The organism is Nonomuraea candida (assembly GCF_000725485.1).
Lineage (GTDB): Bacteria > Actinomycetota > Actinomycetes > Streptosporangiales > Streptosporangiaceae > Nonomuraea > Nonomuraea candida.
On record NZ_JOAG01000054.1, the window covers coordinates 17,841 to 33,092 of the forward strand.

At 73.1% G+C, this 15,252-nt stretch carries 16 protein-coding genes; 11 read left to right on the forward strand and 5 right to left on the reverse strand.

Annotated features, from left to right (window positions below):
* Positions 1-106 precede the first annotated feature (106 nt).
* Both IO39_RS37565 and IO39_RS37570 read right to left on the reverse strand, forming a co-directional pair.
* A complete protein-coding gene (locus IO39_RS37565) occupies positions 107-1,750 on the reverse strand; it encodes a S1 family peptidase (RefSeq protein WP_043634165.1) in 1,644 nt (547 codons plus the stop codon).
* A gap of 177 nt (positions 1,751-1,927) precedes the next feature.
* Positions 1,928-2,932: a polysaccharide deacetylase family protein gene (locus tag IO39_RS37570; RefSeq protein WP_043634168.1), complete on the reverse strand. Its 1,005-nt coding sequence runs from the start codon at positions 2,930-2,932 to the stop codon at positions 1,928-1,930.
* A 253-nt stretch (positions 2,933-3,185) separates the two neighbouring features.
* Between IO39_RS37570 and IO39_RS37575 the strand changes: the two genes are divergently transcribed.
* The 5 genes from IO39_RS37575 (at position 3,186) to IO39_RS37595 (ending at position 6,640) form a co-directional block, all read left to right on the forward strand.
* The gene (locus tag IO39_RS37575; protein WP_043634171.1) at positions 3,186-3,491 is read left to right on the forward strand and encodes a 4a-hydroxytetrahydrobiopterin dehydratase; all 306 of its coding nucleotides are present in this window, start codon (positions 3,186-3,188) and stop codon (positions 3,489-3,491) included.
* A 103-nt stretch (positions 3,492-3,594) separates the two neighbouring features.
* Positions 3,595-5,094, forward strand: a complete 1,500-nt coding sequence (gene mqo / locus IO39_RS37580; RefSeq protein WP_043634174.1) for a malate dehydrogenase (quinone) — start codon at positions 3,595-3,597, stop codon at positions 5,092-5,094.
* A 77-nt stretch (positions 5,095-5,171) separates the two neighbouring features.
* Positions 5,172-5,852 (forward strand): FadR/GntR family transcriptional regulator, encoded by a 681-nt coding sequence (locus IO39_RS37585; protein WP_084774167.1) that lies wholly within the window; start codon positions 5,172-5,174, stop codon positions 5,850-5,852.
* A gap of 77 nt (positions 5,853-5,929) precedes the next feature.
* On the forward strand, positions 5,930-6,154 hold the full coding sequence (locus tag IO39_RS37590) for a hypothetical protein (RefSeq protein WP_043634176.1): 225 nt from the start codon (positions 5,930-5,932) through the stop codon (positions 6,152-6,154).
* Positions 6,155-6,343: 189 nt separating this feature from the next.
* Positions 6,344-6,640: a DUF3817 domain-containing protein gene (locus IO39_RS37595; protein WP_043634178.1), complete on the forward strand. Its 297-nt coding sequence runs from the start codon at positions 6,344-6,346 to the stop codon at positions 6,638-6,640.
* A gap of 18 nt (positions 6,641-6,658) precedes the next feature.
* On the opposite strand, the gene IO39_RS37600 is transcribed toward IO39_RS37595, so the two are convergent.
* The 3 genes from IO39_RS37600 to IO39_RS37610 form a co-directional block, all read right to left on the reverse strand.
* Positions 6,659-6,850: a universal stress protein gene (locus IO39_RS37600; RefSeq protein ID WP_052423876.1), complete on the reverse strand. Its 192-nt coding sequence runs from the start codon at positions 6,848-6,850 to the stop codon at positions 6,659-6,661.
* Positions 6,851-7,222: 372 nt separating this feature from the next.
* Entirely contained in the window at positions 7,223-7,891 is a 669-nt protein-coding gene (gene lexA, locus IO39_RS37605) for a transcriptional repressor LexA (RefSeq protein WP_245642521.1), read from the reverse strand.
* A 211-nt stretch (positions 7,892-8,102) separates the two neighbouring features.
* The gene (locus IO39_RS37610) at positions 8,103-9,908 is read right to left on the reverse strand and encodes an LVIVD repeat-containing protein (protein WP_043634183.1); all 1,806 of its coding nucleotides are present in this window, start codon (positions 9,906-9,908) and stop codon (positions 8,103-8,105) included.
* 204 nt (positions 9,909-10,112) lie between these two features.
* Between IO39_RS37610 and IO39_RS37615 the strand changes: the two genes are divergently transcribed.
* From IO39_RS37615 to IO39_RS37640, 6 genes are all read left to right on the forward strand, one after another.
* On the forward strand, positions 10,113-10,769 hold the full coding sequence (locus tag IO39_RS37615) for a DUF305 domain-containing protein (RefSeq protein ID WP_043634186.1): 657 nt from the start codon (positions 10,113-10,115) through the stop codon (positions 10,767-10,769).
* Between the two features lie 214 nt (positions 10,770-10,983).
* Entirely contained in the window at positions 10,984-12,255 is a 1,272-nt protein-coding gene (locus IO39_RS37620; RefSeq protein ID WP_052423877.1) for a flavin-dependent oxidoreductase, read from the forward strand.
* Positions 12,256-12,397: 142 nt separating this feature from the next.
* Positions 12,398-12,772 (forward strand): YciI family protein, encoded by a 375-nt coding sequence (locus tag IO39_RS37625; protein WP_043634188.1) that lies wholly within the window; start codon positions 12,398-12,400, stop codon positions 12,770-12,772.
* A gap of 59 nt (positions 12,773-12,831) precedes the next feature.
* Positions 12,832-14,109, forward strand: coding sequence for an RNA polymerase sigma factor (locus IO39_RS37630; RefSeq protein WP_043634191.1), 1,278 nt, complete (start codon positions 12,832-12,834; stop codon positions 14,107-14,109).
* On the forward strand, positions 14,106-14,324 hold the full coding sequence (locus IO39_RS37635; protein WP_043634194.1) for a hypothetical protein: 219 nt from the start codon (positions 14,106-14,108) through the stop codon (positions 14,322-14,324). Before IO39_RS37630 ends, IO39_RS37635 begins: the two co-directional genes overlap by 4 nt.
* 65 nt (positions 14,325-14,389) lie before the next feature.
* Complete coding sequence (locus IO39_RS37640; protein WP_043634196.1) at positions 14,390-15,250, forward strand: SDR family NAD(P)-dependent oxidoreductase; 861 nt, start codon at positions 14,390-14,392, stop codon at positions 15,248-15,250.
* Positions 15,251-15,252: the final 2 nt, after the last annotated feature.

A 15,252-nucleotide genomic window follows, 5' to 3' on the forward strand; every position in this document is an offset into this window, starting at 1 on the left:
GGTGAGAGACGACGGCTCAGCTCGGCCGCGCCCGGGGCGGGCGGGCGAGCCGGTCGTTCTCACAGGAAGAAGTACAAACGCACGTCCCCACTGTAGCGGACGTCGGTCAGGCGTGCCCGTGCGGTCCCGCGCCGTACGGGGAGGGGTGGCCGTTCGGACCGGCGCCGTACGGGGAGGGGTTGCCGTTCGGACCGGCGCCGTGGTGGCCGTCGTAGCCGTGGCCGTTCGCGCCGCTGGGCACGTGCGGCGGGGGAGGCGGCGGCTGGACCTGGCCGGCGGGCAGCCGGTGCCACGGAGGCGGCGCGACCGTCCCGTACGCGGGCGGCGGGAAGGCGTGCGCGGGACCGCGGCGGCGTCGCCTGCGGCGCAGGACCTTGAGCACGACCAGGGCGAGCACGGCGACGATCAGCGCCCCCGCGCCGATCAGCAGCCAGGTCCACAGGGGCCGCGGCGACTCGTCCTTGCCCGCCGAGATCGCCTGCTGGGAGTCGCTGATGTACTTGGCGACGTACGGGTGGTTCGGGAACAGCGCCTGCACCTCGCGGAACTTCGGCAGCGCGGCGGCGTAGTGGCGGCGGAAGAAGTCGTCGAGCGCCTCGTTGTACCGGGTGGTGGTGAGGGCCTGGGCGGGTTTGACGTTCTTCTCCCCGAGCTTCTCCTTGACGATGCTCACGGGCAGCACGAAGCTCTCGCTCTCCGAGGCCTCCCCGCCCTCGCTGACCGTGCCGGCGATCAGCATGCCGATGACCTTGCCCTCCGCGCCGAACACCGGGCCGCCGGAGTTGCCGTGGTAGGACGGCGCCTGCGTCTGGATATAGGGCACGCCGGTCTGGGTGCTGCGTCTGGCGTTGTACGGCCCCTCGGTCAGCGCCGGTTCGAGCCGCGACTCCAGGCTGAAGAAGGGGGTGTTGGTGACCAGGCCGGGGAAGCCGCTGATGTAGAGGGTGTCGCCGGTGCGCACGTCGGCGTCGTCGCCCAGCGGCACGGTCGGCAGGTTCTGCTGCCCGCTGACCTTGAGCAGCGCGAAGTCCTTGCCCGGGTAGTTCTCGCCCACGGAGACCAGCTCGGCCGGAACCGCCTTGGCCGTCTTGTCCACGCCGCCGCCCGGCAGGCTCTGCAGCACCGACAGGCTCTGCTTCAGGTCGCGGATGCGCATGTGGGCGGTGTTGAAGGTGACGTAGATCTGCTGGGCCAGCTTGAGGATCTCCTCGTCGGCCTCGATGCCGCGCAGCCCGCTGACGATCTCCTTGGCGTCCTGCTCGTTGAACGCGGCCAGCGCCTGCTGCGCGAACAGCCGGCTGAGCTCCGTCTCGCCCACCTGGACGCAGTGCGCGCCGGTCACCATGTAACCGTCGGGGGTGACCCACCAGCCGGTGCACATGCCGCCGACCTCCGCCTCGACCGTGCGTTCCGGGGTGGTCGCGGCGAGGTAGGTGTCGACGTCGGCCGCGATCCGCCGGAACAGCCACGTGGCGATGCTGCGCTCGTCGGAGGAGATCTTGCCCTGCTGCACGGCGACGACGGCCTGCCGGGTGAGCCGGTCGAAGGCGTTCTGATTGATCGTGCTGGTCGGCACGGCGACGGTGCCGGTGTAGGTGAGGCTGGTCAGCTGGACCGCGGCCTGGGTACGCGCGGCCAGCCAGGTGCCGACGGGCACGTCGGGCCGGTCCTCGGGGGCGCCGTCGGCCGCCGCCGGCGCCGCGGGCAGCGCGACCGCCAGGACGACCGCCGCCGACGCGGCCACCTTCATCCACCTTGTCCTGAAATTTCCGCTCACAGCGGGAGATCGTGGGGCACGCCGCTTGTGACTGACTTGGAGCCGACTACGCCGGGCAGGCGGCCTCGTACGTCCGAGGAGGCGTGGTCCCGCCGGAGCCCTCGGCGGGACCGTTCCTCCTGGTCCCGGTGAACGCCGGCGACGCGGTGGTCAGCTCGTGCGGCAGGAGACCGCGGGCCAACTCCAGTTGCCGCCGTGCTGGACGGTGAAGCCGAAGGTGTTGCCGCTGCCGTTCGGGCGCATCGTCATCACGTTGCCGCCCGAACTCCACGACGGGCTGCCGTTCCAGGTGGCGATGACCCGCTGCGGCGGCGTCATGGTGACCGTGACGATCCACGCGTTCGATCCCGAGACGGTCACCGACAGGTTGAAGCGGTCGCCCCACTGCTGGCCCTGGGAGATCGTGGCCGTGCAGGCGCCGCCGGGCGGCGGGCTGGTGGGCGGGGTGGTGCCGCCGTCGGGGGCGACGGCCCTGCCGGTGGCGGGCGAGATCATCCCGGCGCACAGGTTGCGGGCGCGCAGGCCGGCGGCGATCTGGGGGATGGCGGCCAGCATCGTGGCGTACTGGTCGTGCATGAGGATGACCTGGCCGTTCTGCAGGCGGCCCGCGGCCTGGACGATCGCGGCGGTGCTCGCGCCGTTCCAGTCCTGCGAGTCGACGTCCCAGAGCACCTCGGTGAGGCCGAGCTGCTGCTCCACCGACCTCAGGGTGGCGTTGGTCTCCCCGTACGGCGGCCGGAACAGCCGGGGCGCGGTGCCCGTGGCCTGCTGGATGACCTGCTGGGTGCGTTGCAGCTCCGACAACATCTGGGAGCTGCCGAGCTGGGTGAGGTGCGGGTGTGACCAGCTGTGGTTGCCGATCCACATGCCGGCGTCCCGCTGCGCCCGCACCAGGGCCTGGTGGTTCTGGGCGTTCTGGCCGGTGTTGAACATCGTGGCCCGCAGGCCGTTCGACGTCAGCGCGTTGAGCAGGTTGGCGGTGTTGCTGGCGTTGGGCCCGTCGTCGAAGGTCAGCCCGACATATCCGGCGCTGCAGTCGGCGGCGGCGCGGCGGTTCGCGGCCACGGCGGAGGTGGCGGTGACGGCCAGGCAGACGGCGAGGATCGCGCCGAGGAGCGCGGCGACGAAGGCGGGGCGGCGGTTCCGATCGGCCATGCTGATCCCTTGATCGTTGGAGGGTGGCTGCACCTGCGGACATTGTGAGGACGCCTCCGAAATGTGTCAACGTTGATCAGAAAACTTTCGGGAGCATTCCGTCTTGAATCAGGAAGCCATCGCATCCGACCTCGTGATTTTGGGACCGAAACTTTTCGGGAGCATGGAATCTTTCATGGGCCGGTCGCCGAGGTGTGAACGCGCCGAAAGGTGGTAGCCCAGAGACGAGAGCGACGACGACACGGGAGGCACCATGGCCGAGGCACTCCTCACCGACGAGGAGATCGACACCGCGCTGGTGGCGCTGGAGGGCTGGCGGAGAGAGGGCGACGCCCTGCTCAAGGACGTGCCGGTGACGCCGGACAGCCACGGCTGGCTGCGCGAGGCGGTGATGAACGAGGCCGACGCGCTCGACCACCACCCCGACATCGAGGACACCGGCTCGGGCCTGCGCTTCCGGCTGTCCACCCACAGCGCGGGCGGCGTGACCGCACGCGACGTCGAGCTGGCCGCCCACATCGACCAGGTGCTCGACGGCGGAGCCCGCGACCGCGGCTGATCTCCGCGCGCCCCGCGAGGGCCGATTCCCGCCTTGCCCCGCACACCTGTTATACAGGTTGCCATCCTGTCATACAGGTTGCGGCGGCGAGGAGGAGGCTCACGTGGGCATCGGGGAGCACTACGACGTGGTGCTGGTGGGCGGCGGCATCATGAGCGCCACCCTCGGCGTGCTGCTGCGCCGGGTGCAGCCGGACTGGTCGGTCCTCGTGCTCGAACGGCTGGACGGGCCCGGCCTGGAGAGCTCCTCCGCCTGGAACAACGCGGGCACCGGCCACGCCGGGCTCTGCGAGTTCAACTACACGCCGCTGCGCGGTGACGGCTCGATCGACGTCGCCGCCGCGATCGCCGTGAACGAGCAGTTCCACCTGTCCCGGCAACTGTGGGCGCGGCTGGTCGAGGAGGGCGCGCTCGGCGACCCGGCGGGCTTCATCCGCTCGGTCCCCCACTACGGCTTCGCCCGCGGCGCCGCCGGCGTACGGCACCTGCGCCTGCGGTACGAGGCCCTGCGCGGGCACCCGCTGTTCGAGGGGATGGAGTTCATCCGCGACCGGGAGGCCATGGCGCGCTGGCTGCCGCTGATGTTCGCCGCCCGGCCCGACGACGGCGGGCAGGTGGCCGTCTGCCGCACCCGCACCGGCACGGACGTCGACTACGGGGTGCTCGCCCGGCGGCTGCTCGCCTCGCTCGGCGACGTCCCGGTGCGGACGGGCCACGAGGTGCGCTCGCTGACCCGGGAGGGCCGCCGCTGGCGGCTGCGGGTGCGGGACACGAAGGGATCGGACGAGTACGACGTGCGCGGCTCGTTCGTCTTCCTCGGCGCGGGCGGGGGGACGTTGCCCCTGCTGCAGAGCGCCGGCGTGCCCGAGACGCGCGGCTACGGCGGTTTCCCGATCAGCGGGCGGTTCCTGCGCACGGCCGCCCCCGGGCTGATCGCCCGCCACCACGCCAAGGTCTACAGCCACGCCGAGCCCGGCGCGCCGCCGCTGTCGGTGCCGCACCTCGACACCCGCGTCGTGGACGGCCGGGCCTACCTCATGTTCGGCCCCTTCGCCGCGTTCTCGCCCCGCTTCCTCAAGCACGGGCGCCTCACCGACCTGCCGCGCTCGGTGACCGGCCGCAACGCCGGCACGCTCCTGGGCGCCGCCCGCGGCGACCTCGGCCTGCTGCGGTACCTCGTCGGGCAGCTCGCGCAGACCCGCGACGGGCGGCTGGCGGCGCTGCGCCGGTTCGTGCCGGACGCGCGGCCGGAGGACTGGGAGCTCGTCACCGCCGGCCAGCGGGTGCAGGTCGTCAAGCGGGTCGGCGGCCGGGGCTCGATCGCCGGGTTCGGCACCGAGGTCGTCACACCCGCCCAGGGCGGGCTGGCCGCGCTGCTCGGCGCCTCCCCTGGCGCCTCCGCCTCGGTGGCTATCATGCTCGACGTGCTTGAGCGCGCTTTCCCCGATCGCCTGCCGGCCTGGCGCACCGCGCTGCGGAGCCTCGTCCCCAGCTACGGCACTCCCCTGGCCGGGCAGCCCGACCTGCTGCGGAAGGTCACCGAGCGCAGCGCCGCCGCCCTCGGCCTGAACGACGACGCCCCCCACGAGGCGGGCCGTGGCTGACGGGGGCGGGGCGTTCGCGGACGGCGGCGCATCGCGGAAGGCGAGCCCGTCAGGCGGCGCGGTGCGGGGAGCGGGCCGTGGCTGACGGGCAGGAGGGGAGCCTGGCCGATCGGGTCGAGGGCGGGCTCCGGCGCGACCTGGGCGACGGCGTGTGGCGGCCGGGCGAGTTGCTGCCCTCGGAAGGGGAGCTGGCCGCCCGGTTCGAGGTCAGCCGCACCGTCGTGCGCGAGGCCATCTCGCGGTTGCGCGCGGCGGGGCTGGTCGAGACGCGGAAGGGGCGCGGGTCGTTCGTGCTGGCCCGGCCGGCGGCGCAGGACTTCGGCCACTCCATCGGCACCGTGCGCAGCCTGAGCGACCGCCTCCACCTGCTCGAACTGCGGCGCGGCATCGAGGTGGAGGCCGCCGCGCTGGCCGCCGCCCGCCGCACGCCGGCCGCGCTGGCCGCGATCGAGGCCGCGCTGCGCGGGATGGCCACGGTGCGCGGCAGCGCCAGCGACGCGGTGGAGGCCGACTTCGCCTTCCACCGCGCCGTCGCCGTCGCCACCGGAAACCGGTTCTACCTCGACCTGCTCGACACGCTCGGGGCCGCCGCGATCACCCGTCCGTACGCCGGGTCCGAGCGCGCCCCCGACCACCTGGACCAGGTGCTCGGCGAGCACCACAAGATCCTGGACGCGATCCGCGCCTCGGACGCGCTGGGCGCGGCGGCGGCCATGCGCACCCACCTCGACGCCTCCCGCGCCCGCCTGGAGGGCTGAGCGACGGCCGGGACGGTCACGAGGAACGGAGCCTCCTGTTACCGGCTCTTGGACAACGCGTCAGTACGGTTGCCGTCGTGACCAGGATCAGGCGCAGCATCCAATGGCAGGACGACGAGCGGTCCGCGAGGCGACGGCAGGAGGCGATCCAGCGGATCGTCGGCGAAGCGCCACCGCCGCGCCGCGCTCCCGACACCATCACCGTCACCGTCACCGACACTGACGCCGGGGAGCCGGAGGAGGACGGGCCGCACCCGGCGGAGCCCACCGCCACCCTGCCCGACCCGCGCCCCCGCCCATAGCGGAGCCCCGGCGGTGGCGGAGCCCCCGGCCGTAGCGGAGCCCCCGCCCGCGGCGGAGCCCTCGGCCGTAGAGAGGAGCCCTCGCCTGGCGGCCGTCGTGCCGTCCCGCTGCGCCGGCCGGATTCCCCGCCCCGAGCGAAGCTCTACGACCTGTAGAGTATGCGCGACATTTCGCGTGAAAGGGGAAGCATGCTGCGCTGGTTCCGCGTCGTGGCGGTGGCCGAGGCCTGCTCGTGGGCGGGGCTGCTGATCGGGATGTTCTTCAAGTACGTGGCCGCGACCGGTGACCTCGGGGTGAAGGTGTTCGGGCCGATCCACGGGGCGCTGTTCGTGCTGTACGCGGCCGGCGTGCTGCTCTCGGCCCGCGAGGCCGGCTGGAGCCGGGGCGCGGTGGTGCTGGGCCTGGCGTGCGCGGTGCCGCCGTTCACCTCGCTGTGGTTCGAACGGCGGATGGCCGCCCGCACCGCAGCCCGGCAGCTCGCCTGACCCCTCCGGCGGGCCGGGTCAGGCGGGTGGTGGGGGCGGCAGGACGGCGACCGAGCACGGCGCGTGGTGTAACACCGCGTGGCCGACCGAGCCCAGCACCAGGCCGGCGAGGTCGCCGCGGCCCCTCGACCCGATGACCAGCAGGTCGGCGTGTTCGGCCGCGCGCAGCAGCACCTCGGCCGGGTGGCCGTGGACCACCTCGGCGGCCACCCGGCCGGCCCGTCGTGGGCGAGCGGCTCACCCCCACGCTCAAGGGCACGGCCACCGGTCTGGCCGTCTCGCCGGAGGGCCGCATCGCGTACGGACGGTCGACCGGTGCGGGCGACTTCGTGGGCACCCTGGAGCGCGAGTGGCCCGCAGCCCGCCCCGTCACCGGACCTCCCGCAGCCCGGCACCCCCGCGAACACCCCGGAGCAGGGCACTTCGGCGGACCTCCCGCAGCCCGGCACCCCGGCGAGCACCTCACACGACGACACCGTGACGAATGTAGCGGCCTGGTGACCGACCGCCCCCGCAGACACCCCGTGCAGAGGCCGGGTGGCCTGCCCGCCGGCCTGCCGGCGCCGGCCGTGGGCGGGGCTGTCACACGCTGCGCAGGACCGAGACCACGATGCCCAGCACCACGGCGGTGTCGCCGTCGATGACGTCGTAGGCCGGGTTGCGGGGTTCGAGGTACACGTGGCCGTCGCGCCGCCGGTAGACCTTGACCGTGGCCTCCCCGTCGATCATGGCGGCGACGATCTGGCCGGAGTGGGCCTCGGGCTGCTGGCGTACCACGACGATGTCGCCGTCGCAGATCGCCGCGTCGATCATCGAGTCGCCGCGTACGCGCAGCCCGAACACGGTGCCGCGCCCGGTCAGGTCGCGGGGCAGGGTCAGCGTGTCGTCCAGGTGCTCGTCGGCCGTGATGGGGACGCCCGCCGCGATGTCCCCCACCACCGGCACGCTCACCAGGTCACCGGCCGGGCGCGGCGCCGCGGCCCGCAGGAACAGCCGCACGTCGATCGGCCGCGTCACCGTCGCGCCCCGCTGCAGGAAGCCCTGCTCCTCCAGGCTTCTCAGGTGTTTCGACACCGACGAGGTCGATCGCAGCCCGACCGCGTGAGCGATCTCCCGGGTGCTCGGAGGGTACCCGTATCTCACCACGTGGTCACGGATGGCGGCCAGGATGCGCTGCCGGCGCGGCGGCAGCGCGGAGAAGTCCAGGTACTCGAACGCGTCGGGATCATCGTAGACGGTCACCACCGAAATGGTAGACGCCACGGCGCTCACGACGCCGGTCGGCAACGCGCCGACGCGTTCTGGACGTACTGGGCAGGGGCCCGGACAGGCTGGGCGGAGGCCGTCAGGCTGGGCGAAGGCCCCGTCAGGGTGAACGGGGCCCGTCAGGCTGAACGGGCGGGCGCCCCGCCCGTTCAGGCGGTGCGATCCCCGGAGGGGGAGCGGCCCTCGCGGGCCGCCGCTACCTCAGCGCCCTGGACAGGTCCTTGAGCGATCCGGCCAGCGTGGCCTGGGCCGGGTCGGAGGACCTGAGCAGCCGCGCGGCGGCGCGCAGCTCGACCGCCGCGATCCGCTCCAGCCCGCGACCGGCCAGCCGCTCGGCCGAGTCGATGAGCCTGTCCACCGCGACGGCGACGTGCCGGTGCATCGTGCCGGCCCGCTCCGCCTGCACCTGGTGCGCCCGGACCAGCTCGAAGCTGGGCCGGTGCTCCACCTGCGGCTGGTGCTGGGGGTTGAACACGTCATACCTGACCTTGGCCGCGGCGGCGATCTCCTCCTTGGCGAGGTCCGCGGTCGGGGTCAGCTCGAAGACGTCCAGGCCGCGGGCGATCTCGGAGCCGTAGACGTGCCCGTTGTAGTAGTACGCGGACCAGATGCCGCCGGTGAACAGCTGGGTGGCGCTGATCGGGCCGCGGTCGAAGAAGGCGATCTCCTTGGGGTTGCGCGAGTCGGTGAAGTCGACCGCCGAGACGCCGCCCTGGTACCAGCCCTGGACCATGATGTCGCGCCCCGGCACCGGGATCAGCGACCCGTTGTGCGCGACGCAGTTCTCGGTGGTGGTCTGCACGGCGGGCATCTTGTAGTAGCTGCGGAACTCCATCTTGCCGTCGACGATGTCGAAGATGGCGTTCGCGCCCCACGACAGCTCGTCGGTCTCCCGGCAGCGGGCGCCGGTGCCGCCGCCCCACTCGTCGGTGAAGACGACCTTCTTGCCGTCGTTGCTCAGGGTCGCCGAGTGCCAGTAGGCGAAGTTGGGGTCGGAGACCTCGTCCAGCCGGACCGGATTGGCCGGGTCGGTGGTGTCGAGCAGGATGCCGTTGCCCGCGCAGGCGCCGGCGGCCAGGTTGAGCGCCGGGAACGCGGTGATGTCGTGGCAGGCGCTGGTGACCGGCTGCGGGCCCCAGGGTCCGCCGGACGGGTGCGTCGGCGCGGGCGGCGTGTTCTGCAGGCCGTTGATCGCGCCGGTCGCCGGGTCGGCGAACACGCGGGGCTGGCTGACGACCGCCGCGTCCTGCGGGGCGGCCAGCGGGACCTTGATGACCTCGATCCGCCACAGGGCGGTGTTGACGTCGGTCGCCGGGGCGTTCACGCAGCCGGCCAGCTCGTCGCCGGAGCGCACGCCGGCGGTGCCGGAGACGTAGACGTAGACGTTGCGCCGGTCCTTCTTGCTGGTCACCACGCTGTGCGTGTGCGAGCCGCGGCAGGTCTGCACGGCGGCGACCTGGACGGGCCGGGAGATGTCGCTGATGTCGAAGATCCGGACGCCGCGGAAGCGCTCGGGGTTCACCGGGCCGGGCGCGCCCTGGGTGCCGCAGTCGAGGCGGCCCCGGGTCTCCTCGACCGACATGAACAGCAGGTTGCGGTAGACCGACATGTCTCCCTGGCCGCCGGGGCAGACCACGGAGGTCTTCAGCGCCGGCTGGGACGGCTTGGAGATGTCGTAGATGTTGAAACCGTGGAAGTTCCCGACGAACGCGTACTTGCCGGAGAACGCGAGGTCGGAGTTGGCCAGGGCCAGGTTGCCCGGGTTGTCGGCCTGGTAGAAGCCTTCCGGCCGGTCCTGGTGGCCCACGAGCTTGAGCCCGCTGGCGGCCTGCTGGGCGTCCAGCCATCCGGCGCCCAGTCCCACCCGTGGGTCCGCCTGTGACGGAGCCGGCTCGGCCGACACCGCGGCGGTGGGTGACAATCCGGCTAAGAGCACCCCCGCTGCGATGACCGCCAGGCCGCGTAACCCGGCACGACGTCGTGCCCTGCTGAACTTTCGCATGGGCCGCACCCCTCCTCTTCTGGTGTTCCGGCGTGACCCGAAGCGCCGTGCCGCAGCCCGGTACGGCCCTGGATGTCCAGCCGGGGCCGTCACTAGTCGGCACGACGGTTATGGGGGACATTAAAGTAATTGCGTGGACTGTGCTATATCTCGTCCTGTTTTCCGGGTAGGTCCGATACGTCGCGTGTGAAGCGAGCGCCCGCCATGATCTCCTCACGCCTCCTCGTCCCTTCGTTCCTGATCGTGGCCGCCGCGCTCAGCGGGTGCACGGCCGACCAGTCCCGGGCGACGACCGTCGTACAGCCGGGGCGGCCCGGCGAGAGCGGCCGGGTGGTGCCGCTGGACGAGATCCAGCAGCCCGACACCGGCTACACCGAGGCGGACGTGCGGTTCATGCAGGGGATGATCCGCCACCACGCCCAGGCGCTGGAGATGACCGGCCTGGTCGCCGGGCGTACGCAGAGCACGAACCTGCCGCGGCTGGCCAAGCGCATCGAGGTCTCCCAGCGGGACGAGATCGATCTGATGGCGCGCTGGCTCAGCAAGCGCATGGAGCAGGTGCCCAGCGTGGACTCCGGCGGCGGGCACGGGAGCGGTCACGGGAGCGGGGGCGGCGGGCTCATGCCGGGCATGCTCACCGAGGCCCAGCTCGCCGAGCTCAGGGCGGCCAAGGGCGAGCGGTTCGACCGGCTCTTCTACCAGTACATGATCCAGCACCACACGGGCGCGCTGACGATGGTGGAGCGCCTGTACGCCGAGCGGGGCGGCCTGGAGCCGGAGATCGACCAGTTCGCCACCCACGTCGACTCCGACCAGCGCATCGAGATCGCCCGCATGCAGCAGCTCCTCACCCGCCTCTGACAGTGACGATGGCTCCGGTGCTCCGGCCCCGGCGCGCGGTCGTGCGCGTTCCCTCGTGACGGCAGTGGGGGTCGCCTCGTAGGATTCCCGTGTCTCCGAGTGCGTCCCGCGACACGTCTTCCTCCACTGGAGCGTTCATGCCAGGACCCAGGCGCCACCCGTGTGATCTCCCGTCCTCACCCCTCCCCCTCCCGACGCCCGGGGAAGGCGACTCGTGACGGCGCGCCCGCCGCGCGGAGCCGGCTCCCCCCGCGTGCTCATCGCGGGCGCCGGCATCGCCGGGCTGACCGCGGCCCTGAGCCTGCACGCCGCCGGCATCACCGACGTGACCGTGCACGAGGCGGCGGCGGAGCTGCACCCGCTCGGCGTCGGCATCAACATCCTCCCGCACGCCATCCGGGAGCTGATCGAGCTGGGCCTGGGCGACCGGCTGGCCGCGATCGGCGTGGCGACCGCCGACCTGACCTTCCTCACCCCGCGCGGGCAGCGCATCTGGTCCGAGCCGCGCGGCCTGGCCGCCGGCTACCGGTGGCCCCAGTACTCGATCCACCGGGGCCGGTTGCAGATGATGCTGCTGGAGGCGGTACGCGAGCGCCTCGGCCCCGGAGCGGTCGTGCTGGGCTCCCCCGTCACGGGCCTAGACCACGACGCCGACCTGCTCATCGGCGCCGACGGCATCCGGTCCGCCGTCCGCCGGGCGCTGTTCCCCGGCGAGGGCGAGCCGCTGCCCGGCGGTGACGTGTTGTGGCGCGGCACGACGTACACCAAGCCGTTCATGACCGGCAGGTCCATGCTCATGGTCGGCGACAGCACCCAGAAGCTCGTCATCTACCCCATCGCGCCGCCCTCCGGCGACGGCGTCCAGCTCGTCAACTGGGCCGTCCAGCGGCGGGCGGACGTCGAGGGCGTGACCACGGGCGACTGGAACCGGCCCGTCGACGTGGCGAAGGTCCTCCCCCACGTGCGGGGCTGGCACTGCGACGAGCTGGACCTGCCCGCGCTCGTCGCGTCGGCGGAGCAGGTGCTCGAATACCCGCTCGTCGATCGTGACCCCTTGCCGCGCTGGTCGACGGAGACGGTGACGCTGATGGGCGACGCGGCGCACCCGATGTATCCGACGGGCTCCAACGGCGGCACCCAGGCGATCATCGACGCCCGCGTCCTGGCCTACGCGCTGGCGAACGGTCTCGGCCTGGAGTTCTACGAGGAGCAGCGGCGACCGCTGACGAACAACGTGGTGCTGGCCAACCGCGGCGACGGGCCCGAGGTCATCCTGCGGCTGACGCACGAGCGCGCCCCCGGCGGTTTCGCCGACATCGAGGACGTCATGCCGCTGGCCGAGCGCGAGGAGATCGCGCTGCGGTACAAGAAGCTGGCCGGGTTCGAGCCCGCCACGCTCAACGCGCGCCGGAGCTGGTCGGTGGGCCCGCGGACGCCGGCGGACGCCTCAACGCCCCGGGACGGCGGGAGGGCCCTCTCCCCCTGAGACGGCGGGGGCGCCCACCCGCTTCCGGGCGCCCGCCAAAAAATCTTGAGAAGATTTCGCGGCGTGTGTCGAATGGCCGTCTTCCCGTTCGCAGCGTAGGCGAGAGGGCCGGAGGAACCGGCGTCACCCTGAGGAGAACAGCATGCGTTACCTGGTCACCCTGAAGGTCACCGTCCAGCCCGAGGGTCCGCCGCCGGCGGACCTCATGGAGGCCATCGTCAAGCTCGGGCAGCAGGCCACCGAGTCCGGCGCCCTGCTCGACCAGAGCGGCCTGGCGCCCAGCGCGGAAGGGGCCAGGGTCGAGGTGTCCGGCGGGCGGCTGGCCGTCACCGACGGGCCGTTCGCCGAGGCCAAGGAGCTGATCAGCTACGCGATCTACGAGGTCAGGAGCAAGGAGGAGGCGGTGGAATGGGCCTCCCGGTTCGTCCGGCTGCACCGTGACCTGTGGCCCGGCTGGGAGGGCGAGGCCGACGTGCTGCGCCTGTTCGCCCCCGAGGACTTCGCCCCGCCCGCCTGATTCCGTTCCCCGTCCGGCCGCGCGACGCGTCGCGCGGCCGGATGTTGTATTCAGGACGCATGACGGTTGCCGATTCCCACCGGGCGGTGGAGGCGGTGTGGCGGATCGAGTCCGCCCGGGTCATCGCCGGCCTGGCCCGCATGGTGCACGACATCGGGCTGGCGGAGGAGCTCGCGCAGGACGCGCTGGTGGCCGCCCTCGAAGAGTGGCCGCGCAGGGGCGTACCCGACAATCCGGGCGCCTGGCTGATGCTGACCGCCAAGCACCGCGCCATCGACCAGTTCCGCCGCCGCGACACCTACGAGCGCAAGCTCCAGGAGGTGGGACGCGACCTGGAGCTGCGCCAGGATGCGGCGGCGGACGACCTCGACGACGCGCTGGACGACCCCATCGGCGACGACCTGCTGCGGCTGATCTTCACCATCTGCCACCCCGTGCTGCCGGCGGAGGGCCGGCTCGCCCTCGCGCTGCGCCTCCTGGGCGGCCTGACCACCGAGGAGATCGCGCGGGCCTTCCTCGTCCCCGAGCCGACCGTCGGCCAGCGCATCTTCCGCGCCAAGCGCACCCTCGCCGACAAGCGGGTCAGGATCGAGCTGCCGCCGCCCGCCGAGCTGCCCGCGCGGCTCGCCTCCGTGCTGGAGATCATCTATCTGATCTTCAACGAGGGGTACGCCGCCACGTCGGGCGACGACTGGGCCCGGCCGTCGTTGTGCCAGGAGGCCATGCGGCTGGGCCGGATCCTGGCCGGGCTCATGCCGGACGAGCCGGAGGTGCACGGGCTCCTGGCGCTCATGGAGATCCAGGCGTCCCGCATCCCGGCCAGGACCGCCCGCGACGGCAGCCCCGTCCTGCTGCTCGACCAGGACCGCAGCCGGTGGGACCGGCTGCTCGTCCGCCGCGGGCTGGCCGCGCTGGGGCGCGCCGAGGAGCTGGGGACGCTGGGCCCGTACGGTCTGCAGGCCGCCATCGCCGCCTGCCACGCCCGCGCCCTGACCGCGGAGGCGACCGACTGGGAGCGGATGGCCGCGCTGTACCGCCTGCTCGCGCACGTCGCCCCGTCACCGGTCGTCGAGCTGAACCGCGCGGTCGCCGTCGGCATGGCCCACGGCCCCGCCCGGGGGCTGGAGATCGCCGACGCCCTGCGGGACGAGCGGGCGCTGCGCGGTTACCCGCTGCTGCCCGCCGTCCGCGGCGACCTGCTGGCCCGGCTGGGCCGGGACGAGGAGGCGGCGGCGGAGTTCGCCCGCGCCGCCGAGCTGACCCGCAACGAACGCGAGCGCGCCCTCTTCCACGCCCGCGCCACCGCCCTCCTCCCGCAGGACGCCCCACGGGCGTGACCCGGGGCACGGGTCCCGTCGCGGGTGCGCCCGGGGAGCGGGCGACGAGCGCGCACACGCAGGTGGCCGGCTTCGCGGCGGAGGTCGCCGAGTGGGCCGACGCCCGGGGCGAGCTGGCGGTGGTGGCCGAGCTGGCGAGCCGGCGCGGCGACTCCGTGCTCGTCCGCCAGGCCCGCCGCCTGCACGCCCGCCTCACGACACCGGCCACCGCCTGAAGAGTGCCAGGCGCCGGTCGTGCGGGTTTGCGTTCGAGCGCGCTCCAAGGCCTAGCGTCACCGTCATGACGACACAGACCTGGATCATCACCGGCGCCTCCCGCGGTCTCGGACGCGCCCTGGCCGAATCGGCGCTCGCGGCGGGCGACCGCGTGGTGGCGGCGGTGCGCCGCCCCGAGAGCGTGGCCGACCTGCGGGACGCCTACCCCGACGACTGCATGGTCGCGGAGTTCGACGTCCGGGACGTCACGGCGGCCGCGGGCCTCGTACGCGACACCCTCGATCGCTTCGGCGGCCTCGACGTCCTCGTCAACAACGCGGGCCGGGCCGTGGTCGGCGCGGTGGAGGAGGTCGGCGACGCGCAGCTGCGCGAGCTGATGGACCTGCACCTGTTCGGCCCCGCCGCGCTCGTGCGCGCCGCGCTGCCCGCGATGCGCGCACGGGGCGCCGGGACGATCGTGCAGATGAGCAGCCAGGGCGGGCGCATGTCGTTCCCCGGCGTATCGGCCTACTCGGCGTCGAAATTCGCCCTGGAGGGCTGGTCGGAGGCGCTGGCCGGGGAGGTCGCGCCGTTCGGGATCCGGGTCATGATCGTCGAGCCCAGCCGGTTCCGGACCGGCTTCAACGCCGCCGACGTGCTGGAGTTCACCGAGGTGTCCGAGGTCTACCGTGACGTGCTCGCCCGCGTGCGCGCTGACATGGCCGGGACCGACGGCCGCCAGGAAGGCGACCCGGCCCGCGCCGCCGAGATCATCGTCTCCCTCGCGCACGCCGATGAGGTGCCGTTGCGGCTGCCGCTCGGGCGCGAGGCGGTCGAGCGCATCTCGGGCGTCCACCGGCGTGGCCTGGAGGAGATCGAGCGGTGGGCCGAGACCGCCCGCGGCGCCGACTTCGCAGGTGTCCCCGCATCGGTGCGTCCGATCTAGGC